Origin of the sequence: Rhizobium sp. Leaf321 (genome assembly GCF_001423215.1) — a bacterium.
GTDB classification, from domain to species: domain Bacteria; phylum Pseudomonadota; class Alphaproteobacteria; order Rhizobiales; family Rhizobiaceae; genus Neorhizobium; species Neorhizobium soli.
Genome location: NZ_LMOF01000008.1, coordinates 468,750 through 491,407, shown reverse-complemented (window position 1 = coordinate 491,407; position 22,658 = coordinate 468,750). Strand labels below are relative to the sequence as shown.

General features: G+C 61.5%; 20 protein-coding genes. 5 read left to right on the top strand and 15 right to left on the bottom strand.

Annotated elements, in window-relative coordinates; all coding sequences use genetic code 11:
- The first annotated feature begins 153 nt into the window (after nucleotides 1–153).
- Together gltX and lysS are read left to right on the top strand one after the other, a co-directional pair.
- Complete coding sequence (gene gltX / locus ASF70_RS19355) at nucleotides 154–1,611, top strand: glutamate--tRNA ligase (RefSeq protein WP_062582070.1); 1,458 nt, start codon at nucleotides 154–156, stop codon at nucleotides 1,609–1,611.
- A 206-nt stretch (nucleotides 1,612–1,817) separates the two neighbouring features.
- Nucleotides 1,818–3,317, top strand: coding sequence for a lysine--tRNA ligase (gene lysS / locus ASF70_RS19350; RefSeq protein WP_062582068.1), 1,500 nt, complete (start codon nucleotides 1,818–1,820; stop codon nucleotides 3,315–3,317).
- Between the two features lie 415 nt (nucleotides 3,318–3,732).
- On the opposite strand, the gene ASF70_RS19345 is transcribed toward lysS, so the two are convergent.
- The 3 genes from ASF70_RS19345 to tal form a co-directional block, all read right to left on the bottom strand.
- Nucleotides 3,733–5,169, bottom strand: coding sequence for a hypothetical protein (locus tag ASF70_RS19345; RefSeq protein ID WP_062582066.1), 1,437 nt, complete (start codon nucleotides 5,167–5,169; stop codon nucleotides 3,733–3,735).
- A gap of 248 nt (nucleotides 5,170–5,417) precedes the next feature.
- The gene (locus ASF70_RS19340; RefSeq protein WP_062582063.1) at nucleotides 5,418–7,124 is read right to left on the bottom strand and encodes a PAS domain-containing methyl-accepting chemotaxis protein; all 1,707 of its coding nucleotides are present in this window, start codon (nucleotides 7,122–7,124) and stop codon (nucleotides 5,418–5,420) included.
- A 152-nt stretch (nucleotides 7,125–7,276) separates the two neighbouring features.
- Nucleotides 7,277–8,242, bottom strand: coding sequence for a transaldolase (gene tal / locus ASF70_RS19335; RefSeq protein ID WP_062582062.1), 966 nt, complete (start codon nucleotides 8,240–8,242; stop codon nucleotides 7,277–7,279).
- 173 nt (nucleotides 8,243–8,415) lie between these two features.
- On the opposite strand from tal, the gene ASF70_RS19330 reads away from it, so the two are divergent.
- Nucleotides 8,416–9,399, top strand: coding sequence for a sugar-binding transcriptional regulator (locus ASF70_RS19330; protein ID WP_062461931.1), 984 nt, complete (start codon nucleotides 8,416–8,418; stop codon nucleotides 9,397–9,399).
- Nucleotides 9,400–9,703: 304 nt separating this feature from the next.
- Here the strand turns inward: ASF70_RS19330 and ASF70_RS23750 are convergent, their stop codons facing one another.
- From ASF70_RS23750 to ASF70_RS19310, 4 genes are all read right to left on the bottom strand, one after another.
- Complete coding sequence (locus tag ASF70_RS23750) at nucleotides 9,704–9,862, bottom strand: type II toxin-antitoxin system ParD family antitoxin (RefSeq protein ID WP_082471984.1); 159 nt, start codon at nucleotides 9,860–9,862, stop codon at nucleotides 9,704–9,706.
- A 90-nt stretch (nucleotides 9,863–9,952) separates the two neighbouring features.
- Nucleotides 9,953–10,561, bottom strand: a complete 609-nt coding sequence (locus tag ASF70_RS19320) for a dual specificity protein phosphatase family protein (protein WP_082471983.1) — start codon at nucleotides 10,559–10,561, stop codon at nucleotides 9,953–9,955.
- A 94-nt stretch (nucleotides 10,562–10,655) separates the two neighbouring features.
- Nucleotides 10,656–11,552, bottom strand: coding sequence for a bifunctional helix-turn-helix domain-containing protein/methylated-DNA--[protein]-cysteine S-methyltransferase (locus ASF70_RS19315; protein WP_062582058.1), 897 nt, complete (start codon nucleotides 11,550–11,552; stop codon nucleotides 10,656–10,658).
- 66 nt (nucleotides 11,553–11,618) lie between these two features.
- Nucleotides 11,619–12,116 carry a DUF2244 domain-containing protein gene (locus ASF70_RS19310; protein WP_062582056.1) on the bottom strand — a complete coding sequence of 166 codons (498 nt, stop codon included), beginning with the start codon at nucleotides 12,114–12,116 and terminating at the stop codon, nucleotides 11,619–11,621.
- A 21-nt stretch (nucleotides 12,117–12,137) separates the two neighbouring features.
- On the opposite strand from ASF70_RS19310, the gene nth reads away from it, so the two are divergent.
- Complete coding sequence (gene nth / locus ASF70_RS19305; RefSeq protein ID WP_062582054.1) at nucleotides 12,138–12,908, top strand: endonuclease III; 771 nt, start codon at nucleotides 12,138–12,140, stop codon at nucleotides 12,906–12,908.
- On the opposite strand, the gene ASF70_RS19300 is transcribed toward nth, so the two are convergent.
- Complete coding sequence (locus tag ASF70_RS19300) at nucleotides 12,890–13,618, bottom strand: sulfate transporter family protein (RefSeq protein ID WP_062582052.1); 729 nt, start codon at nucleotides 13,616–13,618, stop codon at nucleotides 12,890–12,892. The two genes, nth and ASF70_RS19300, sit on opposite strands and share 19 nt — an antisense overlap.
- A gap of 141 nt (nucleotides 13,619–13,759) precedes the next feature.
- On the opposite strand from ASF70_RS19300, the gene ASF70_RS19295 reads away from it, so the two are divergent.
- A complete protein-coding gene (locus ASF70_RS19295; protein WP_062582050.1) occupies nucleotides 13,760–14,410 on the top strand; it encodes an NAD(P)H-binding protein in 651 nt (216 codons plus the stop codon).
- A gap of 8 nt (nucleotides 14,411–14,418) precedes the next feature.
- Here ASF70_RS19295 and ASF70_RS19290 read toward each other — a convergent pair whose 3' ends face one another.
- From ASF70_RS19290 to ASF70_RS19260, 7 genes are all read right to left on the bottom strand, one after another.
- A complete protein-coding gene (locus tag ASF70_RS19290; RefSeq protein ID WP_062582047.1) occupies nucleotides 14,419–16,011 on the bottom strand; it encodes an FGGY-family carbohydrate kinase in 1,593 nt (530 codons plus the stop codon).
- A 73-nt stretch (nucleotides 16,012–16,084) separates the two neighbouring features.
- Nucleotides 16,085–16,795, bottom strand: coding sequence for an HAD family hydrolase (locus ASF70_RS19285; protein WP_062583078.1), 711 nt, complete (start codon nucleotides 16,793–16,795; stop codon nucleotides 16,085–16,087).
- Between the two features lie 19 nt (nucleotides 16,796–16,814).
- Nucleotides 16,815–18,299 carry a mannitol dehydrogenase family protein gene (locus tag ASF70_RS19280; protein ID WP_062582045.1) on the bottom strand — a complete coding sequence of 495 codons (1,485 nt, stop codon included), beginning with the start codon at nucleotides 18,297–18,299 and terminating at the stop codon, nucleotides 16,815–16,817.
- 45 nt (nucleotides 18,300–18,344) lie between these two features.
- A complete protein-coding gene (locus ASF70_RS19275; RefSeq protein WP_062461262.1) occupies nucleotides 18,345–19,349 on the bottom strand; it encodes an ABC transporter ATP-binding protein in 1,005 nt (334 codons plus the stop codon).
- An 11-nt stretch (nucleotides 19,350–19,360) separates the two neighbouring features.
- Nucleotides 19,361–20,185 (bottom strand): carbohydrate ABC transporter permease, encoded by an 825-nt coding sequence (locus ASF70_RS19270; RefSeq protein WP_062461266.1) that lies wholly within the window; start codon nucleotides 20,183–20,185, stop codon nucleotides 19,361–19,363.
- Nucleotides 20,186–20,196: 11 nt separating this feature from the next.
- Entirely contained in the window at nucleotides 20,197–21,069 is an 873-nt protein-coding gene (locus ASF70_RS19265) for a sugar ABC transporter permease (protein ID WP_062461269.1), read from the bottom strand.
- 177 nt (nucleotides 21,070–21,246) lie between these two features.
- Nucleotides 21,247–22,563, bottom strand: a complete 1,317-nt coding sequence (locus ASF70_RS19260) for a sugar ABC transporter substrate-binding protein (protein WP_062582043.1) — start codon at nucleotides 22,561–22,563, stop codon at nucleotides 21,247–21,249.
- Between the last annotated feature and the right edge of the window lie 95 nt (nucleotides 22,564–22,658).

The window sequence follows — 22,658 nt, the reverse complement described above, 5'->3', positions numbered from 1 at the left end:
GGCTAACCCCGTCCCTCAATGAGGGACGGGGTGGCGGCCGTTTTCGCCAAAAACCTTGACGCTCTCGCCTGAATATGGCCTAAGCCTGCGCCAATCCCTATTCAAAGGCACAGGCTTTGCGCAGCCATGCGCGCCGTGGAAAGAGCAGTATCCATGATCAATCCGACCCCTCGCGTCCGCATTGCCCCATCGCCCACCGGCGAGCCCCATGTCGGCACCGCTTACATCGCCCTCTTCAACTACCTTTTCGCGAAAAAGCACGGCGGCGAATTCATCCTGCGCATCGAAGATACCGACGCGACCCGCTCGACGCTCGAATACGAGCAGAAGGTGCTGGACGCGCTGAAATGGACCGGGCTTACCTGGGCGGAAGGTCCAGATATCGGCGGTCCCTACGGCCCCTACCGTCAGTCGGACCGCAAGGACATGTACTGGCCGCACGCCCAGGACCTGCTCGACAAGGGCCACGCCTTCCGCTGCTTCTGCACGCCGGAGCGTCTGGAGCAGATGCGCGAAGGCCAGCGCGCCGCCGGCAAGCCGCCGAAGTATGACGGTCTCTGCCTGAAATACTCGGCCGAGGAAGTCACCGAAAAGATGGCGGCCGGCGAACAGTCCGTCGTGCGCATGAAAATCCCGACCGAAGGCTCGTGCGATTTCACAGACGGCGTCTATGGCGATGTCTCGATCCCGTGGGATTCGGTCGACATGCAGGTCCTGATCAAGGGCGACGGCATGCCAACCTATCACATGGCCAACGTCATCGACGACCATCTGATGAAGATCACCCACGTCGCTCGCGGCGAAGAGTGGCTGGCGTCGGTGCCCAAGCACATTCTTCTCTATCGCTATTTCGGCTGGGAAGCGCCGGTCTTCATGCATCTCTCCCTCATGAGAAATGCCGACAAGTCTAAACTGTCGAAGCGCAAGAACCCGACCTCGATCAGCTATTACTCGGCGCTCGGCTACCTGCCGGAAGCCCTGATGAACTTCCTCGGTCTGTTCTTCGTGCAGATCGCAGAAGGCGAAGAGCTTCTAACCATGGATGAGATGATCAGCAGCTTCGATCCGGAAGCTCTGTCCAAGGCCGGCGCCATCTTCGATCTGCAGAAGCTGGACTGGGTGAACGGCCGTTGGCTGCGCGAAAAGCTGTCGCCGGATGAGTTCGTGTCGCGCACGCTGGAATGGGCGATGGAAAATCAGCGCCTGATCGAGGGCCTGAAGCACTCGCAGAGCCGCGTTTCCAAGCTCGGCGACCTGCCCAACCTCGCCGGTTTCCTGCTCGCCGCCGACGTCAACCTGACACCGGCCTCGTTCGCGGGTCTGAAGACCTCGCCGGAAGACACGCTCGCGATCATCACCATGGTCCAGGCCGACATCGAGAAGATGATCGAGTGGAACGTCGAGGCGATCGATGCCGAACTGCGCGCCGTTGCCGACAAGCTCGAAAAGAAGCTGCGCGTCGTCACCCCGCCGTTGTTCATCGCCATGTCCGGCTCGCAGCGCTCGCTGCCGCTGTTCGACAGCATGGCAATCCTCGGCCGCTCGGTCGTGCGCCAGCGCCTGAAGATCGCCGCCGCCGTGGTGTCATCCATGGTGGGTGCGCAGAAGTAACAACTGCGGAGGCGAGGTCTCACCTTCGCCTCGCTCATTCCTGTGCTTGTCACAGAAATCCAGCCACGGCGCGTCTGCGCCGTGAAAGAATGAAAAGAGTATTCCGCGCCCAAAGACTTGGCCGCACTGGATTCCTGTGACAAGCACAGGAATGAGGGATACGGAAGCGAAGCTCGCCGCGGCAGCGCCGTTACAGGAATAAAACCATGACCGAGAACACCAAGACCGAAACCGCCCTCTCCTCCGACGCGACAGAAGTGCGCGCCCAGAAACTGGCAAAGCTGCGCGAAACCGTCGGCGACGTCTATCCGGCCCATTTCCACCGCACGATGACCAATGCGGAACTGGCGGAAAAGTACAAGGATCTCGAGGCTGACGTCGAAACCACCGATGTCGTCACGGTTGCCGGCCGCGTCTTTTCCTCGCGCAATTCAGGCATGTTCATGGATATCCATGACGCCGGCGGCAAGATCCAGATCTTCTCCCACAAGGACGTGACGCCCGAGGAAGCCCGGGCGATGCTGTCGATGATCGATCTTGGCGACATCATCGGCGTCACCGGCATCGTGCGCCGCACCAAGCGCGGCGAGTTGTCCATCAGCGCCCGCGAAATCACCATGCTGACCAAGTCGCTTCTGCCGATGCCGGAAAAGTGGAACGGCATTGCCGATGTCGAGATCCGCTACCGCAAGCGCCACCTCGACATCCTCAGCAACGAGGAAAGCAAGCTCCGCTTCCAGCAGCGCTCGAAGATCGTCTCCGGCATCCGCCGGTTCATGGAAGACGACGGCTTCATGGAAGTCGAAACGCCGATGCTGCATTCCGTCTATGGCGGCGCCACGGCCGAACCCTTCAAGACCCACCACAACACGCTGAAGCTCGACATGTACCTGCGCATCGCGCCGGAACTGTTCTTGAAGCGCACGCTGGTGTCGGGCCTGACCGACAAGGTGTTCGAGATCAACCGCAACTTCCGCAACGAAGGCGTCTCCACCCGGCACAATCCTGAATTCACCATGATGGAATGCTACTGGGCCTATGCCGACTACGAGGACATCATGGACCTCGTCGAACGCCTGTTCGCCGACCTTGCCATGAAGATCCACGGCTCGACCGAGTTCGCCTATGGCGACAAGCAACTGTCGTTCAAGGGCCCGTTCAAGCGCGTGCCGATGCCAGACGCCGTCAAGGAAGTCACCGGCATCGACTTCCTCGCCATGAAGACCGACGAGGAAGCCCGCACTGCAGCCAAGGCCGCCGGCTTCGAAGTCGAGAAGGACTGGACCTGGGGCGAATGCCTCGCCTTCATCTTCGAGGAAAAGGTCGAGGCCACGCTGATCCAGCCGAGCCACGTCACCCATTTCCCGAAGGACATCTCGCCCTTTGCCAAGGAAGTCCCGGGCGAACCGCGCCTCGTTGAACGTTTCGAGACCTATTGCAACGCCTGGGAACTGGGCAATGCCTTCTCGGAACTGAACGACCCTGAAGAGCAGCGCAAGCGCATGGTCGAGCAGCTCGAGCAGGCCCATGCCCGCGGCGAAAAAGACAAGCAGCTGGACGACGAATTCCTTGACGCCATCGACCAGGGCATGCCCCCCGCCGGCGGCCTCGGCATCGGCGTCGACCGCCTGATCATGCTCCTGACCAACGCCCCCTCCATCCGCGACGTCATCCTCTTCCCAGCCCGCCGCGCCAAGGCGGATTGATCAGACAGACCTGCTCCTCTCCCCTGAAACAGGGAGAGTGTCAGACTGCCGACAAACGCTGAATAAGCTTGTTTGGCGAGAGCGACACCCCACTCTCCCTCATCCTTGCCCTTGCGGCGGTCATCCAGCGACACGACGTCCGTCGGGTCAAAGACTCTCTCAGCTCAAGGACTTGAGCTGACGGGATCCCCGCCAAAAGGGCGAGGATGAGGGGAGGTTGCCAACCGGATCGTTTCCAAAATGACATCAAGAGTTGTTTGACAAGACCTTTGTCAGCAACCTGACTCCTCTCCCTGAAACGGGGAGAGGATCAGTGGATCTTCTCGCAGGTTCCGACCATACGCACGCCTTGCCAACGGGGATCGATGGCAAGGGCCTCTCTGGACGATGGAGCAACCGATAGGTTGTTTTTTGACTAGGGCTTGCTGGCCGACCCAGCCTGTTGCGCCCGCAGCTTCTCAAGCCACGCGGCACCTGCCGCATCCGCGGCGTTGGAACCGCCTGCCGCCGCGCCCGGCTGATCCGACGCTTGCGCAACAGCCGGCGCGGCGGCCTTGTCGTCATGCGCGGCGTCGCTTGCTGAAGGCCCGCCGGAACGGATCTCGTCGCTGCCATCCTGCTTCGACCAGCGCTTGCCGCCCTCGGCAGAGGTGCGTGGCTCTGGCGCGGGCTCGGTCTTTGGCAGAGCGGGTTCCGCGGAAGCTTCGTCATGCGTGGCGTCCGGAGCATTGTCACTGGAACCGAAGAGCATCTCCTTCATGGAAGAGACAAAACTCTTCTCTTCGGTCGGTGCAGGTGTTTCTGCCGGCGCAGAGATAGGCTCGCCCTTTGCTGCATGCTCTTTCGAACCGTCGGCTGTGTCATCCGCCGCTGCGGATGGAGCTGGTGCATGACCATCCGGCTTCGCGTCGATTGGATGCTCGCCGCCTTGCGGTGCAGCGTGCCCCTCGCCGTCCGGCGCATGCGCGGCGGCGGCAGGCGCTGCTTCCTCTTTCGAACCGAAGAGCATGCCAGTAACCGAACTCAGGAGACCGCCGCTTTCCTTGGCGGCAGGTTCCCCGCCCTCGCCATGGCCCGAGGCCGCTGCCTCGCCATGTCCTTCGGCAGGCGCGCTGCCGTGCTCGGCTGCCGACGCCTCTCCGTCAGCTGCAGGTGCGTCATGCCCACCGGAGGCTTCGCCATGTCCGGCAGGTTCATGACCCTTGGCAGGCTTCTTGTCATGCCCCTTGGTGGCGCCGTGTCCCCCTGCGGCTGCAGCCTCGGCCGCGGCGATCGCCACGGGGTCGATACAATCGGTCTTGTCGGTGAGACTTGCTTCGAGATGCTCGATATCGGCGAGCGGCATGTCGATGCGCTGGCCGTAATACTCGCCCTTGGATGTCGCAGCACCCTCGACATAAAATGCGGAATAGGGTTCCCGCGCTGCGCCATCAGGTGCCTTGGAAACATCTGGAATGTAGACGACCTGCGCGCCAATCATGCGGCCGCGCATTTCGGCACGGTCCTTCGGACCTGCCTTGGAGACCATCGCCACCTGGACGATGTCGGCCTTTTCCTTCTCCTGGATGGATTTTGCCACGCGCAATGCGGTGCGGATGCGGGCCATGCCGTCACCAACGCCATCCGCCGAGGCAACCTCGTCGGCATTCACATAGCGGCGCACCCAGGTGCGTCCGTCGCGCTTGGTCGTGAACGTCTGCAACACCGAACAGGTCAGGCCGTTGAGATCGGCGTAGGACGGGCCGAAAAACTTTTCTTTGCCCACGAACACGGCCGCCGCGCCGCTGCCGGCGCAGAGCACGGAAACACCGCCGACGACCGCGAGCAGCTTCTTCGATAGCCGGATCTTCACGCGCCGAACTCCGGCATCATCACCCCATCACGCACAACAAGACATGGAATACTCAAGCCGCAGTCTGCGCTACTCTGATTGAAGAAGCTTTAAGCCTGGGCTTTTCCTTTGCCCAACGCCTGTCCCGGAATGAGGCTCCCGAAGCGCATCCACGCTCCGGCCGGCACATCGCCCATCATGCCTGACCTTCAGACGACAAAAGGCCCGCATGACGCGGGCCTCTCCACCGGTCGTCGCTCGCTGTTGCGTCAAGCGGCCCTGCGGCCGCCGCCGGCACGCGGTGAACCCGTTTCGCGCATTTCGCCGCGCCTGTTGAGCTTGAAATGTCCGACCAGTTCCGACAACAGAGCCGCGCCGCTTGCAAGCTGGCGGCTGATGCCGGTCGTGTGCTCCACCATCGCCGCGTTCTGCTGCGTCATCCGGTCGAGCTGCGAAACCGTCTGGTTGATGTCGGACAGGCCACCCGACTGTTCCTGCGCCGCAGTGGCCAGCGACTGGACATTCTGGTCGATCGAGGCGACAAACCGTTCGATCTCGTGCAGCGCGGCGCCCGTCGCGTCGACAAGGCGCACGCCCTCCGTGACCTGCCGGCCGGAATTCTCGATCAGTCCCTTGATCTCCTTGGCGGCTTTGGCGGAACGCTGCGCCAGTTCACGCACCTCCTGTGCCACAACCGCAAAGCCCTTGCCCGCCTCGCCCGCACGGGCCGCCTCGACGCCGGCATTGAGCGCCAGAAGATTGGTCTGGAACGCGATCTCGTCGATCACGCTGATGATCTTGGTAATCTCGGACGATGCGCCTTCGATCCGCTTCATCGCCGTGATGGTTTCCTGCACCACGCAGGAGGACGTGGTCGCAGATTGCAGCGCCCCCTTGACCAGCTTGCGGGTTTCCTCCGCATTGGTGTTGGAGGACCTTACCGTCTCCGTCACCTGCTCCAGCGCCGCCGTCGTTTCTCGAAGCGACGCTGCCTGCTCCTTGGTGCGGGCGGACAGCTGGTCGGCCGCCACCTGCATGTCCTGGCTGCTGTCGTTGAGGCTGGAAGTCTGCTGCAGGACCCCCATCAGCGTCTTCTGGAACGCCCCGATCGAGGCGTTGAAGTCCCGGCGCAGCGGCTCGAATTCCACGATGAAGGGCGTATCCAGCGTCTGCTGGATATTGCAATCGGCGAGACGTGCAAGTCCGGTGCCGAGATCGTTGACCACCCTTACCCGTTCGCTCACATCCGTTGCGAACTTGACGACCTTGAACACCCGTCCGCTGTCGTCGATGATCGGGTTGTAGGATGCCTGGATATAGATCTTCTCGCCGGTCTTGGTGATGCGGGTGAACTGATCGGCCGAAAATGTGCCGCGTCCGAGCTTCTTCCAGAACTCCTGATAGTCCGACGAGCGCGCATAGTCGGGTTCGCAGAAGATAGAATGGTGCTTGCCGACGATCTCATCGAGACGGTAGCCGACGGCGGCACAGAAATTGTCGTTGGCGTTGAGAATCTCGCCTGTCGGCGAAAATTCGATGATCGCCTGCGCCCGCGACAGTGCCTCAAGCTTGCCCCGGTCCTCGAGCGCCCGCTTGCGCGCTTCCGTGATGTCGGTCGCAAACTTCACGACCTTGTAAGGCTTGCCGCCTTTCAGAATCGGATTGTAGGTGGCTTCGATCCAGATCTCGCGGCCGCTTTTGCCAACGCGTTTGTATTTCCCCTGATCGAACGCGCCGGTGGAAAGCCCTGCCCAGAACGCCGCGTAGTCCGGGGAAGCTGCATCGGCCGGATCGACGAACATGCTGTGATGCCTGCCGACGATCTCGTCCAGGCGGTAGCCGAGCGCATTGCAGAAGTTTTCGTTGGCATCGAGTATAATGCCCTTCAGGTCGAATTCGATGATCGCCTGCGACCGGTTGAGGGCCTTGATCACGGCGGCGTTGGACAAGATACGGCCAAAAGAAATCCCAGCCATCGATGCGCTCCAGCTTCAAAGTGATTTGTAGGCTGAAAGATCTAGGAGTTCCGGCTAAACGTTCGGTTAACCCTGTGCCTCGGCCGTGCACATTAGGAAAACGAAAAAGACCCGCACGAGGCGGGCCTTGTCATTGGAAAACGTTGAGGAAATCAGGCCGCGGCGCGGACCAGTTCCTTCTTCACGAGCTCGCGGAGCGCGCCGAGATCCTTGTTGAACGCCCGGATGCCGTCCGAAAGCTTTTCGGTCGCCATCTGGTCTTCGTTGAGCATCCAGCGGAAGGTCTTTTCGTCCATCTTGATCGGCGCGGCCGGCTCGAACTTTTCAGGCGAAAGCTTGCGCTCGAGCGTGCCTTCAGCCTTGTCGAGCTCGTCGAGCAGGTTCGGCGAAATCGTCAGGCGGTCGCAACCGGCAAGAGCTTCGATCTCGCCGACATTGCGGAACGAGGCGCCCATGACGATCGTCGAGATGCCGTTCGCCTTGTAGTAATTGTAGATCGAACGCACCGAGACGACGCCCGGATCGGTCTCGGACGTGTAGTCTTCACCGGTCGACTTCTTGTACCAATCGAGAATGCGCCCAACGAAAGGTGAGATCAGGAACGCCTTGGCGTCCGCGCAGGCAACGGCCTGGGCATGGCTGAACAGAAGCGTCAGATTGCAGTCGATGCCTTCGGCCTGCAGGACTTCGGCAGCCTTGATGCCTTCCCAGGTGGAGGCAAGCTTGATCAGGATGCGTTCGCGCTCGATGCCGCGATCCTTGTAGGCTGCAATGATCTTGTGCGCCTTGGTAATCGAACCTTCGGTATCGAAGGAAAGGTCGGCATCCACTTCGGTCGAAACGCGGCCGGGGACAATTCCAGAAAGCGCCGCGCCCACGTCGATGGCGAGCTTGTCAGCTATGGCAACCGTGATCGCGTCGTCGCTGCCGCCCTGTTTGCGGCCCCAGGCAACCGTTTCCTGGAACGTGTCGGCAAATGCCGGCGAACCGATCGCCTTCAGAACGATCGACGGGTTGGTGGTGCAATCGACCGGCTTGAGGCGGGTCACCGCCTCGATGTCGCCCGTGTCGGCGACGACCGTTGTCATGGAACGAAGCTGCTCTAGTTTCGACGTCATCCGAATAAATCCTTGTTAAGCGAATACAAACGCTCGGGGCGTCGTATGGTTTCTGGATCGCTGTTGACCGGATAACAACCCTTCAGGGTAAAGAAGTCAAGACATTTGTCCTTCACAATTGACATATGTTTCACGTCAGCCCTATGGTCCTGAATGAAAAAGGACATCAGAATTTGGCCAAGCTGAGACGCGATACCCACACCGCATATTCGGAAGCGTCCTCCCTGCGGCTTCGCGCTGCCTGGCTCTACTACAACCAGGGCCTGACGCAGAAGGAGGTAGCCGAGCGGCTCGGCATCAGTCGCTCGACCGTCATCCGCCTTCTCGACGAGGCAATGAAACGCTCCGAAGTGCAGATCTGGATCTCGGAAGGCATCGACACCTGCGTCGAGCTGGCGACCAAGCTTGAACGCGCCTACGGACTGGATGAGGCGGTCGTGGTGCCCGCCCCGCGCGACAACAGCGCCGATGCACTGGCCGGCGCCGTCGGTCTGGCGCTCGGCCAGTTCCTGTCGGAAGCAATCCAGAACGACATGACGATCGGCGTCGGCTGGGGCCGCACGATGACGGCAGCGCTTTCGAGCTTCCGCCCGCCCCGTCGCGAACGCTGCAAGGTCGTCTCGCTGCTCGGCGGCATCGTCGCCGTCCACCAGACCAACCCGATCGACTTCACCTGGCGCTTTGCCGGTCAGCTGGGCGCCGAATGCTTCATGTTCCTTGCCCCGCTTCTGGTCGACAGCGTCGCCACCAAACGGGCGCTGATCGAGAAATGCGGCCTCGATGCCGTCTATGACCTCGCCGAGAGCCTCGATCTCGCCGTCGTCAGCTGCGGTGATATCGGCCCGCATTCGACCTCGCTGTCGGAAGGCTTCATTTCAGCCACCGAACTCGAGCGGCTGATCGCCGCCGGCTGTGTCTGCGACACGATGTTCAATTTCCTCGACGAGGAAGGCCGGTCCGTCGATCAGAAGCTCAACGAGCGGGTCATGTCCGTCGACCTCGATACGCTCGCCAAGGCAAAACACATCGTCCTCTCCTCCGGCGGCACACACCGCGCCATCGCCATCCGCGCCACCATCCGACGCATCGGCTGCAACACCCTCATCACCGACGAAACCGCCGCAGTGGAACTGCTGCGGCTGGCGGAGGTGGATTAGGACCGCCCGCTTTCATCGCCGAATGCTGACGGGAGGTGCCTTTCGAGATCGACAGCGTCATGAAGCACGCGACCGATCCCGATAAGCGACAATTCAAGATACCGATAGAGAATGAAGTGGCGGGCTGCACGACCAGTCCGCTTGCGTGCTTAGCCCTCGTCCGGCTACGCCTGAGATGGAAGCTGCGTATGCCTAACCCAAGCTCCGCCCTATCGATTGAACCCGGGTCCGGTCTTGCGACAAATCGCGAAAGGCAGTCACGAGAAGCTGTTCGTCACGGCGCCTTGCGCCGCGTCCGAAGTTCTCATCCGTATAGGCAATGATCTTGGTGATGTCGGCCTGGGCAGATAAGCCGCAGTGCATCGCCCACGATTTCGCTGGCGTTCTGATAGCGTCCCGTTTCCAGAAGCCGCGCGATCACCTGCTGGTGGTGCTCTGTCAGAACGACGTTGCATGTTGGCATGATGGCTCCTTGGAACTGGCCGAGATCCTAGCGCATTGGGCACGACCCGCCAACTGCCACAGGAGTTTCCCAGCCTCGGCCGCAACGACGTCAGAGGTCGATATCCGTTGTCAGCAATGCAATCCTGTCGCGCCAGGAATGGTGCTCGAGCCGCTCCCATGTCCTATCCATGGCATAGGCCGACGAGATGACCGGAATACCGATATGGCCGAAGTAGAGGGAAAGCTGGCGCTCGGCGATCTCTTCGGACATGCCGGCGATCTCGCTGCTGTAGAGCCCGGCGGCAAGGCCGGTGCGGTCGGAACCCGAGCGGCAATGGATCAGGATCGGCTTCGGTGCGTCCCGCATCATCGTGACAAGCCGGTCCGCCTCCGCTTCGCTCAACTGCCTGGAAGCCGACATCCGGAAATCCAGATGCGTCAGGCCAAGCCTTTTTGCGGCGGAGACCTCCTCAGCATACCATCCGGCCTTGTCGTCCTCACCGCGCAGGTTGACGATGGTGCGGATGCCGTAGGTCTTTGCATAGGTCTCGATATCGGCGGCACCCGGCTGGGCAGACCGGTAGAGCTCGCCGTCGATCACCGTATGGAAATTGCCGCTGAGCTGCAGATACTCGAGATAGGCCCCAAAACCCAGAGCGGCAGCGAAAATCGCCGAGGCTCCCATGCGAAACCAGCTTCTGACGCGTGACTGTTCCATGCTGCCGTCCGTTGAAGTGCAGGATGGCAATCATTTCGGCCTGTTTGCTGACACGCACCTGAAGGACGGCAGGTTGTCGGGCGGACTGTGCGGCTCAGGCGTTGCCTGTCTCCCAGCCCAGGATCGCCCGCTTGCGGGTCAGACCCCAGTGATACCCGGTCAAAGCCCCGTTCTTCGCCACAGCCCGGTGGCAGGGCACGACGAAGGAGATCGGGTTGGCGCCGATTGCGGCACCCACCGCCCGGCTTGCCGTCGGCTGGCCGATGTCGGAGGCGACGGCGGAATAGGTGACCGCCTTGCCGAACGGGATCTTCAACAGGCTTTGCCACACTTTCAGCTGAAAATCAGTGCCGATCAGAACGACATTGAGCGGCCGGTCGGCCGTCCATTGGCCCCGGTCGAAGATGCGGCCGATATAGGGCGCCGTCGCGTCTTTGTCCTCGACATAGGCGGCATTCGGCCAGCGCCGCACCATGTCCTCGAAGGCCGGCTTTTCGCCGCCGAGATCGGAAAACGCCAGTCCCGAAAGCCCACGCTCCGTCGCCATGACCAGCGCCATGCCGAATGGCGACGGGTGGAACCCGTAGCGGATCGTCAGACCCGCGCCCCTTCCCTTCCATTCGCCCGGCGACATCGCCTCGTGGGTCACGAACAGATCGTGCAGACGGCCGGGACCCGACAGCCCGAGTTCGTAGGAGGTTTCGAGAAGCGGCAGACCTTCCTGGCCGAGCAGCCGCTTGGCATGATCGAGCGTCACCGCCTGCAGGAATGCCTTGGGCGATAGGCCTGCCCAACGGGTGAACACCTTCTGCAACTGCGTCGGCGACTGGCCAAGTTCGGCCGCGATCGTTTCGAGCGAAGGCTGCGCGCGATAATCGAGCGTCAGCATCTCGATGACACGCCGCACGGTTTCATAGTCGGAGCCATCAGGCGTCACGTCGATGCCGGGTGCGGACATGTCGGGCCTGGAAAGCGAAGCAAGAGCGTTCATGGCAATCTCCCTGTGCCCTATAGATGCACGCTCGATCCCATCAGAGCCACCCGTTTCTTGTCGGGGTCACAATCGTCTCGTGACGGTCGCCAGCGCTCCGCGAAATGCCCTCGCAAAGCTCTCACGATCGTCCGGGTTGAGAAACGAACCGATTTCGGTCTGCCGTCCCTCACCCGAGACCTGCATCGCCGTAATCCCGAATTCCTCGTGCCTGCTGACATTGAATCGCGCCCAAAACGGGTTGTAGCGATGCTCCACCATCCGCCCCGTTGGTGAAAATTTCCGGATCGAAAGATTGGTCCTCGACACCGTGACTTCCTCGCGCTGCCGGCCGGAACGGTAGCTGAGTTTCAGCGCGCCATAGAGAAGCAGGAAATCAAAACCGAGAAACAGCCCGATCGGCCAAGCGCCGGTCGCCAGGAAGAAAAGGCCGTAGAACAGGCAGACGGCACCCGATATCGACAGCACGACGAAAAACCCGCGTCGGCCGAGCGACCGATAGGGCGTCAGTTCGGCCGCAAAGACCGGTTTCTCATCCATCGGCTGCGCGTTGATTTCCGTCATGGGGCGAGACTATACAGTGTCATGGCCCTTGCGAAAATCAAATCCACGAAAACCCCGGCGACAAAAAGCAGCATCTCCAAAGGCCGGAAGCCCAAGCGCTTCAAGCCGGCCTATACGCCTGACGAAATGGTGGAGATCTTCCGCCGCTTCTCGGTGCAGCGGCCGGAGCCGAAGGGCGAGCTCGAGCACGTCAATCCGTTCACGCTCGTGGTCGCCGTGGCGCTGTCGGCGCAGGCAACCGACGCAGGCGTCAACAAGGCGACCCGCGACCTGTTCAAGATTGCCGACACGCCGGAAAAGATGCTGGCGCTCGGCGAGGACGGCGTCATCGCCCATATCAGGACGATCGGCCTCTATCGCAACAAGGCCAAGAACGTCGTCGCGCTCTGTCGCATGCTGATCGACGAGTTCGGATCCGAGGTGCCAAGCACGCGCGAGGACCTGGTGCGCCTGCCGGGCGTCGGCCGCAAGACGGCCAATGTGGTGATGTCCATGGCCTTCGGCATCCCGACGCTTGCCGTCGATACCCACGTGTTTCGCATCGGCAACCGCTGCCTGATGGCGCCGGGCAGAACGCCGGATGAGGTCGAGGAGCAGTTCCTGAAGGTCATTCCCGACCAGTATCTGTTCCACGCCCATCACTGGCTGATCCTGCACGGTCGCTATACCTGCAAGGCGCGCAAGCCCGAATGCGAGCACTGCGTCATCGCCGACCTTTGTCGGTCGCCCGAAAAGACCTGTCCCATCCCAGCACCGCTGGTCGAGCTACCGCCTCAGGTGATCGGCGCCTGAAGCCGGAAGGACGGATCGCGCTTGGACACCTTCTTGTGCAGATGCACCATCAACCCGGCCGCAAAAAGCGGCGTCAGCAGGTTGACGAAGGGGATCGCCAGGAAGCCGGCGATCAAAAGGCCCGCCATGAACACGGTCGAGGAATGCTTCGAGCGGAAAGCCCGCGCCTCTGCCGGCGGCCGGAACCGCATCGCGGCGAACTCGAAGAACTCCCGCCCCAGCAGATACCCGTTCACCAGGAAGAACGCGATGAGGTTGACGCCGGGAATGAACAGCAAAAGCAGCGCTATGATATTGCCGATGATGACGATGCCGAGAAACTGGATCGAACCGAGGATCGCCTGGCCAAGCGGCATTTCCCGGCCCGGCATGTCATCGGGATAGTCGCGCTTTTCGATCACCGCCGCCACGTCGTCGAGAAACAGGCCCGCAATCAGCGCGGTGATCGGCGCGATCAGCAAGGCAAGCACGAGCGCCAGCCCGATCCCGGCCGCGATCGCCGCAAACAGCGTCAGCCATCCCGTCCAATCCGGCACATCCGGAAAGAAGGCGGCAAACCAGGGCCAGAGATAGAGCGCGAAAAGCTCGCGCAAGCCGAACCACAACCCGATCAGGATCAGGAATGTCAGCCCCAGCGTCTTCCAGAAGGCCGATCTCGTCTCGGGCGCAAACAGGTTGACCAGCGATAGGCGTGCGGCGTCGAGGATCATCGGCGTCTCCAGGTTAGGCCCGCAGCATGTAGGTCAACCATCGCCCTGGAACAAGCGCCGGTGGATATAGGAATCTGGCCGCGAGAATCGTATACTCACCGGCAGACACCCGCACCGGGCGTGGTAGTGACGGAGATCCGCATGACAAGCCTGCTGCTCCTTGGCGCGACCGGATTAGTCGGCGGCCACGTCCTCGAACTGGCGCTCAAGGACGACCGGGTCACCCGCGTCGTCGCGCCCACCCGCCGGCCGCTGCCTCCGACCGCCTTGCCGGCCCATCCGAAGCTCGAAAATCCCATCACCGATCTCAGCAGCGGTCTGCCCGAGGCGGACTGGTGGACCGTCGACGCGGTCATTTCGGCGCTCGGCACCACGCGGGCAAAGGCGGGATCGGACGAGGCCTTCCGTCTGGTGGATTATGCCACGCCGCTCGGTGCGGCCCGGCGCGCGCATGAACGAGGTGCAACCCGTTTCTCGCTCGTCTCGTCCACCGGCGCCAATTCGAAGTCCAGCCTGCTTTACCTGCGTACCAAGGGCGAGCTTGAAGCTGCCATCCGCGCCATCGGCTTTTCCACGCTCACCATCGTCAGGCCCGGCCTTCTGGGTGGCGATCGCAGCGAATTCCGGCTCGGCGAACGGCTTGCAAGCATGGCGCTGAAGATCGCCCATCCCATCCTGCCGCGACGGCTGCGCATCAGCCCGGCCCATGTGGTGGCAAAAGTTCTGCTGGATGCGGCAATCGGCGGTGAAAAGGGAGAGCGCATCGTCGAGGCGGATCAGCTTTCGGGATGAGTTGCAGCTTAGTCCAGCGACCGCAGCTCTTCGCGGTGACGGATCATCGCGAGGAACCGCCGGTAGTCGCGCTCATAAAGGTCTCGTCCCGTGCTGGGTAGCCGCTCGCTGCCACCGCTGTTCATCGCATGTCCGGCATCAAGCAACGAGCCATGCAGACCGCCCGCAACCGCGGCAGCCATGGCCGTTCCGAGCAGAACCGCATCGCGGTTGTGCGGGATGACCACCTTGCAGCCCGTGACATCCGCATAGAGTTCCACCAGCAGCGGGTTGTTCACATGCCCGCCGGTCACGTGCAGCGTCTCGAACCGGTACCCAAAGTCAGCCATCGCATCGAGAATATGACGGATGCCGAGCGCGATCGACACGCAGGTCCGCCAATAGCGGCGGCAAAGCCCGTCGAAGGACGTATCGAGCGTCAGCCCGCTGATGACGCCGGTCGCATGCGGGTCCGCAAGCGGCGACCGGTTGCCGTGAAAGTCGGGCAGAATGTGCAGATCCGGCGCAATCTCGTCATCGCCTGCTGCCGCACGCATCTCGCCGACTCGGGCAATGATTCTCTCATGCAGATCGGTGGTCGGCTCGCCGCCGGCTGCGTGCATCATGACGATATGATCGAGCAGAGCGCCCGCCGCCGACTGTCCGCCTTCGACCAGCCAATGGTCGGGCAGTACCGCCTCGTAATACGGGCCCCAAAGGCTGCGACCGGGTTTCGGCTCCCTGGTGAAGGCGACGATGCAGCTCGATGTACCTCCGATAAGCGCAACGCTCGTTTCCAGCGACGAGCCTGGCAGGCTTTTCGCCCCAACACCGCCAAGCACGCCATAGGCACCCGCGTAAGCGTCGATCATTCCCGGCGCGACCTGCACGCCGGTATCGAGGCCAAGTTCGGCCGCCGCCTTTTCGCTGAGCGGTCCGATCGAGCCGCCGACACCGATCGTATCGTCCGGCAGACCGCCCTTCTCAATAAGGTCGTCGAGCCCGGCAAGCGCCAGATAATCCGCGCTCCAGCCGGGCGTCTCATGCGCCAGGAAATTCCATTTGGCCGTCAGCGTGCAGCGCGAACGCGACGCGGAACCTGTGGCTTTCCAGGTCAGGAAATCGGCAAGATCGAAGAAAAAACCCGCGCGGCTCCAGCTTTCCGGAAGGTTCTGCTTCAGCCACATCAGCTTGGGCATTTCCATTTCCGGCGAGATCGATCCGCCAGCGAAATCGAGCACCGCATGGCCGCTTCTTGACAGCGTCTCCGCCTGACTTATCGCCCGGTGGTCGTGCCAGACGATCGTATCCTGATGCGCGTTGCCGCTGACCGAAACGCTCAGCGGTGCGCCGTCGCGGTCCCGCGCCACAAGCGAGCAAGTCGCGTCAAAGCCGATGGCCGCCACCTGGGATGCAGAAATCCCAGCCTCGGCCAACGCCGCTTTCACGGAGATGCAGGTTGCGGACCAGATGTCTTCGGAGGAATGTTCGGCGTGCTTATCCCGCGGGCGGAACATCAGGATCGGATGTTTGGATTTCGCAATCAGCGTTCCGTCGCGGCCGAACACGCCGGCACGGGCGCTTGCCGTGCCGATATCGACCGCAACGAGAAAATCACGCATCCCGATTTGTTTCCTGTCCCTTTAAGTCGCGCAGACTGTCCCCGTCGCGTCCCGCCAGCCTGAAAGCCGAGCTTCAGGTGTTCGCGGAAACCGAACCGTTGCGATCCTCGATATATTTTTGGACAAGGTGGAGCAAATCCGGCATCGCGTCAAACACGACGTCGGGCGATAGCGCCTCGATCCGGTCACGGTATCCGGAAGTGTGGGTGTGCGATCCGCCGGTAAAGGCGAATGACGCCATGCCCGCCCGCTGGGCCGCCTCGATGCCCGCGGGGCTGTCTTCAATGACGATGCAATCTTCCGGCCCGAACCCCATTTCGCTTGCTGCCAGCAGAAAGAGGTCCGGCGCGGGCTTGCCGTTCTTCACCATTGTGGCACTAAAGATATGGGGATCGAGCTTGTCGATCAGGCCGGTGATCGTCAGCGACAGCCGGATGCGGTCGGGATTGCTGGAGGATGCGACGCAGGCTTGAAGCCCGAGCGCCTCGAGCGTCTCGGCAATGCCGGGGATCGGCTTCAGCTCGGCCTTGAACAGGCTGTAGAGATCGGTGCGCATACCCTCGAGAAATTCCGGCCCGGTGTGGAAACCGTATTCCTCGTCCATGACCTGGCGCATGGTCGCCAGGCTGCGACCGAGGAAGCGCTCATAGGCTTCCTCCTCGGCCATTTCGATACCGTGGCGGTTGAGCGCAGCCACCAGAACCCGCACCGACAGCGGCTCGCTGTCGACAAGGACGCCGTCGCAATCGAAGATCACGAGATGGCGTGGTTTGATTGCACTAATTCCCGTCACGGTGTTCACCTCAATTCTTGACGAGCTGGTCGTCGAGATAGAGCTGCAGCGTCTTGGCCGTGCCCTGTGTCCATAGCGTCTTCAGCGCATGCGCAAACCGCTTGCGGAACAGTTCCGACGTCGAGACTTCGCCGAAGATCTCGTCGAACACCAGGAACGCATCCGGGTCGTCCTTGGCCTTGATCGCTGCAGCCTGCAGCTTCTCGGCACTCGTATCGTTGAACACGATCTGGCGACCGCTGTCCGATGTGCCCGCAAAATAGCGGCACCACAGCGCCGACACAAGCGACAGGCCGACGATGTCGAGGCCCTGGTCCAGCCGGTCGCGGGTCGATGGCAGGATGAACTTCGGCTGGCGGTTGGAACCGTCCTGCGCCAGGCGCGGAATAGTGTCGCCGATCTTCGGGTTGAGGAAGCGGTGCTCGATCAGGTCGAAATAGTCGTCGAGGCTGGTATCTGGAACCGGCGGCACGATCGGGATGATCTCTTCCTTCTCGAGCTTGGCAAGGAAGGCCCGGATCAGCGGATGCTCCATTGCCTCGTGCACGAAATGGATGTCCAGCAACTCGCCGGGATAAGCGATCGTCGCATGGCCGCCGTTGAGGATGCGCAGCTTCATCAGCTCGTAGGGCGCGACGTCGGGCACGAACTGAACGCCGACTTCTTCAAGCGCCGGACGGCCGAGTGGGAAATGATCTTCCATTACCCACTGCTTGAACTCTTCGCAGAACACCGGCCAGTTATCGTCGATATTGTAGTCGTTCTTCAGGATATCGACTTCGCGCTGACCGGTGGCCGGCGTGATGCGGTCGACCATCGAATTCGGGAAGGCGACATTGTCGTGGATCCAGGTCGCAAAATCCGGGTCCGAAAGCTTGGCGAGACCGACGACGGTGTTTTCCGTCACGTGGCCGTTGCCGGGAATGTTGTCGCAAGACATGATCGTGAATGGCGCAAGGCCGCGCGAACGGCGAAGCTTGAGGCCGGCAAGGATCAGGCCGAACACCGTCTTCGGAGCATCCGGGTTGCTGCCGTCTTCGACCATGGCCGGATGGGCCGGGTTGAAGTGACCGGACGCGTCGATGAAATAGCCGCCCTCGGTGATCGTCATGGAAACGATGCGGATGGTCGGATCGGCCAGCTTCTCGATCAGCGCCTGCTTGTCGTCAGGCGCGATGATGTCGATCATCGGGGCGGTCACGCGGGCGCCGGTCTTGTTGTTGTCCTGCTCCACGACGGTGGTGAGGAAATCCTGCGCCTTCAGCTTGTCGCGCATGGCCGCATCGGACGGCATCACGCCGGCACCGATGATGGCCCAGTCGTGGCCCTTGCCGATGTTGAACAGGTCGTCCAGGTAGATCGCCTGGTGGGCGCGGTGAAAATTGCCGACGCCGAAATGCACGATGCCGGGGGAGAGCGTCTTCGGATCGTAGGCGGGCACGCCAGCGGTCGCTGCGGCATCCTTGAGAGTTGCCAACGAAAGCTTCACAGTCATTTTCTCATACTCCGATTGGCCTGCTGTTCAGGCCTTTGGGATCATTCAGGCCCGGATCGCAAGACCCTTGTCGTCGAAGCGATGCAGTTTGGTTTCATCCGGCGTCAGGTAGACCGTGTCGCCGTAGCTCGCGCCGAACTCGCCGCCGGCACGCGCCGTGATCGGGCCGATACCATCGACGTCGAGATGCAGGAACGTGTCGGCGCCCAGATGTTCGGCAACCGAAACCCGGCCTTTCCACAGACCGCTGTCCTTGGAAAGCCCGATATGTTCGGGACGAACGCCCACGGTCTTGCCGTTTTTCGCCTTGGCGTAGTCACCTTCGAGCAGGTTCATCTTCGGCGAACCGATAAAGCCTGCGACAAACAGATTGCGCGGCGACTTGTAGAGCTCGAGCGGCGAGCCGACCTGCTCGATATTGCCGCGGTTGAGCACCACGATCTTGTCGGCCATGGTCATGGCTTCGATCTGGTCGTGGGTAACGTAGACCATCGTGGTCTTCAGCTGGTTGTGCAGGTCGCTGATCTCCAGACGCATCGTGCCGCGCAGTGCCGCATCGAGGTTGGAGAGCGGCTCGTCGAACAGGAAGGCCGAAGGTTCGCGCACGATCGCACGGCCGATGGCCACGCGCTGGCGCTGGCCGCCCGACAGCTGACCGGGGCGACGCTCGAGATAATCGGTGAGGTTGAGGATGTGCGCCGCATCGGCGACCTTCTTGTCGATCGCCGACTGTTCCATCTTCGCCATCTTGAGCGGGAAAGCGATGTTCTTGCGCACGCTCATATGCGGATACAGCGCATAGGACTGGAACACCATCGCAAGGCCGCGTTCGGCCGGAGCGGCGTCCGTCACGTCGCGACCGTCGATCTTGATCTGGCCGCCGGTCACGTCTTCAAGCCCCGCAATGAGACGCAGAAGCGTGGACTTGCCGCAACCCGAAGGTCCGACGAACACGACGAACTCGCCGTCGTTGATTTCGAGATCGATCGACGGAATGACCTTGGCTTCGCCGAACGTCTTCGAGACTTTGGAAAGAGTAATGCTGCCCATAAGAGTGATCCTTACTTAACCGCGCCAAACGTGAGGCCGCGAACGAGTTGCTTCTGGCTGAACCAGCCGAGGATGAGGATCGGCGCGATGGCCATGGTCGAGGCCGCCGAAAGCTTTGCCCAGAACAGACCCTGCGGCGAGGAGAAGGAGGCGATGAAGGCCGTCAGCGGAGCCGCGTTTGTCGTGGTCAGCTGGATCGTCCAGAACGCTTCGTTCCAGGCAAGGATGATGTTGAGGAGCAGCGTCGAGGCGATGCCGGGAACCGCCATCGGCGTCAGCACGTAGACGATTTCCTTCCACAGGTTGGCGCCGTCCATCCGTGCCGCTTCCAGGATTTCGCCCGGAATTTCGCGGAAGTATGTGTAGAGCATCCACACCACGATCGGCAGGTTGATCAGCGTCAGCATGATGGTGAGGCCGATGCGGCTGTCGAGCAGGCCGAAGTTGCGGAACAGGATGAAGATTGGCAGCAGCACCGCCACGGCCGGCATCATCTTGGTCGACAGCATCCACATCAGGATGTCCTTGGTACGCTTGCCGGGCGCGAACGCCATCGCCCAGGCCCCGGGGATCGCGATGATCAGCGCGAGGATGGTGGAGCCGACCGACAGGATCACCGAGTTCATGAACGGCTTGAAATAGTCGCGCTGCGTCTGCACCGTGATGTAGTTCTCAAGCGTGCCCGATGGGATCAGGCTGAAGCCGGCGATCGCTTCCTGCTCCGTCTTCAGGCTGGTGATCAGCGCGTAGAGGATCGGGAAGAAGATCAGGAGTGCGACGACCCAGGCCAGGATTGTCCAGCCGATCTTCGCTCCGGTTGTTACTTTGCGAGCCATGATCGTTCCTCCTACTTGTCCAGGTTCTTGCCGACGGCGCGCATCAGGAAGAAGGCGACGATGTTGGCAAGCACGACGGCGATGATACCACCCGCTGCACCCCCGCCGACGTCATAGCCGAGACGTGCAGTGCGGTAGATTAGGAAGGTGAGGTTGGTGGACGCATAGCCCGGACCGCCATTGGTGGTGACCAGGATTTCAGCGTAAATGCCGAGCAGGAAGATCGTCTGGATCAGGATGACGACAGTGATCGCGCGCGAAAGATGCGGCAGCGTCAGGTAGATGAAGCGGTTGAAGAAGTTGGCGCCATCCATTTCGGCTGCTTCGCGCTGCTCGCTGTCGAGCGACTGAAGCGCCGTCAAAAGGATAAGCGTCGCAAACGGCAACCATTGCCAGGCGACGATGATGATCACCGCAAACAGCGGATACTGGGCAAACCAGTCGATCGGCTGAACCCCGAAGAACCGCGCGAGATCCGCCAGCACGCCGTAGCCCGGATGCATGATCATGTTCTTCCAGATCAGCGCGGCCACCGGCGGCATCACGAAGAACGGCGAGATCACCAGAATGCGGACAATGCCCTGGCCGAAGATCGGCTGGTCGAGCAGAAGCGCGATCGCGACACCGCCGATGACGGTAATGCCGAGCACGCCGAGCACCAGCAGCATCGTGTTCCAGATCGACTGGAAGAAGGCCGGGTCCGTGTAGAAATACTGGTAATTGAAGAAGCCTGCGAAGCTCACGTTCTGCGGCGTCAGCAGGTTGTAGTTCTGGAACGAGTAGTACAGCGTCATTGCGAGCGGTACGGCCATCCAAACCAAAAGAACGATGACGGAGGGCGCCATCATCAGGCGTGCCAACGTCTTGGTATTTTGCGTTGCCATCTTTGAGGCCCCTCCCCGGAGGTAAGCGCGCCGCACGCGGCCAGAGGAGGACGCGAAGGCATGATCTTGTTTTTATAGGGTAGCGTGCTGGAACAGCGAGATGCGGTTCAGCATCCAATCGTCATCCTGTGATCTGCTGCCCGGCACGGATGCCGGACAGCAGTGTCTTGACCAAGCTTACTTGATGTAACCGGCGCGGGTCATGTCGCGGGTTGCCGTTGCCTGAGCGGCGGCAAGCGCGTCATCGACCGTGGACTGGCCGGCGACAACAGCCGAGAACAACTGACCGACCGTGGTGCCGAGAGCCTGGAATTCAGGGATCGCGACGAACTGGCCACCGGTATAAGGCACCGGCTTGACGGTTGGCTTGGTGATGTCGGCAGCGTCCATGGCAGCAAGCGTCGGAGCTGCGAAGGCGGCGGCCTTCTGGTAGTCCGCGTTCTTGTAGAGCGAGGTGCGCGTGCCCGGAGGAACGTTGGCCCAGCCTTCCTTGGCAGCAACAAGCGTCGTGTATTCCTTGCTGGTTGCCCAGGAGATGAACTTCTGAGCCGATTCAGCCTTCTTGGACGATGCCGGAACGGCAAGGTTCCAGGACCAGAGCCAGTTGCCGTGGTTGGCGACGCCTTCCTTGCTTGGGAAGAGCGCATAACCGACCTTGTCGGCAACCTTGGAGTCCTTCGGGTTCGACACGAACGATGCAGCGACGGTCGCGTCGATCCACATGCCGCATTTGCCCTGCTGGAACAGCGTCAGGTTTTCGTTGAAGCCGTTGGAAGAAGCGCCCGACGGGCCGGAATTCTTCATCATGTCGGCGTAGAAGGTAAGTGCTGCCTTCCATTCCGGCTGATCGAACTGCGGCTTCCAGTTTTCGTCGAACCAGCGTCCGCCGAACGAGTTGGTCAGCGCCGAAACGAAGGCCATGTTCTCGCCCCAGCCGGCCTTGCCACGAAGGCACATGCCGCTGATGTCGGCCTTGCGGTCGGTCATCTTCTCGGCAGCGTCAGCGATGAATTCCCAGGTCGGGGTTTCCGGCATTTTCAGGCCGGCTTTTTCGAACAGGTCCTTGCGGTACATGATCATGGCGGATTCGCCGTAGAACGGTGCCGCATAGAGCTTGTTGTCGACCGAAAGACCACCGCGGATCGCCGGCAGCAGGTCGTCCATGTCGTACTTGTCGCCGAGACCTTCGAGCGGCAGAAGCCACTTCTGCTTGGCCCAGATCGGAACTTCGTAGTTGCCGATCGTGACGATGTCGTACTGGCCGCCACCGGCCGCGATATCCGTCGTCACGCGTTCGCGCAGGACGTTTTCTTCGAGCGTGACCCACTCGACCTGAATGTCCGGGTTCGCCTTGGTGAACTCGGACGTCAGGCCCTGCATGCGGACCATGTCGCCGTTGTTGACTGTCGCAATGGTGAGGGTTTCGGCAGATGCAGTCGTGGCCACAAAGGCCAGAGCTGAGCAGGCGCCCAGCAGAATAGTTTTCATGGTCATATCTTCCTCCCGAGAAGATGGAATGCGAGCATTCGCTTTGCTCATGGGCAATTACCCACATAAAGCTAGCGCAAGTCAATGGGAATTCATCGCTG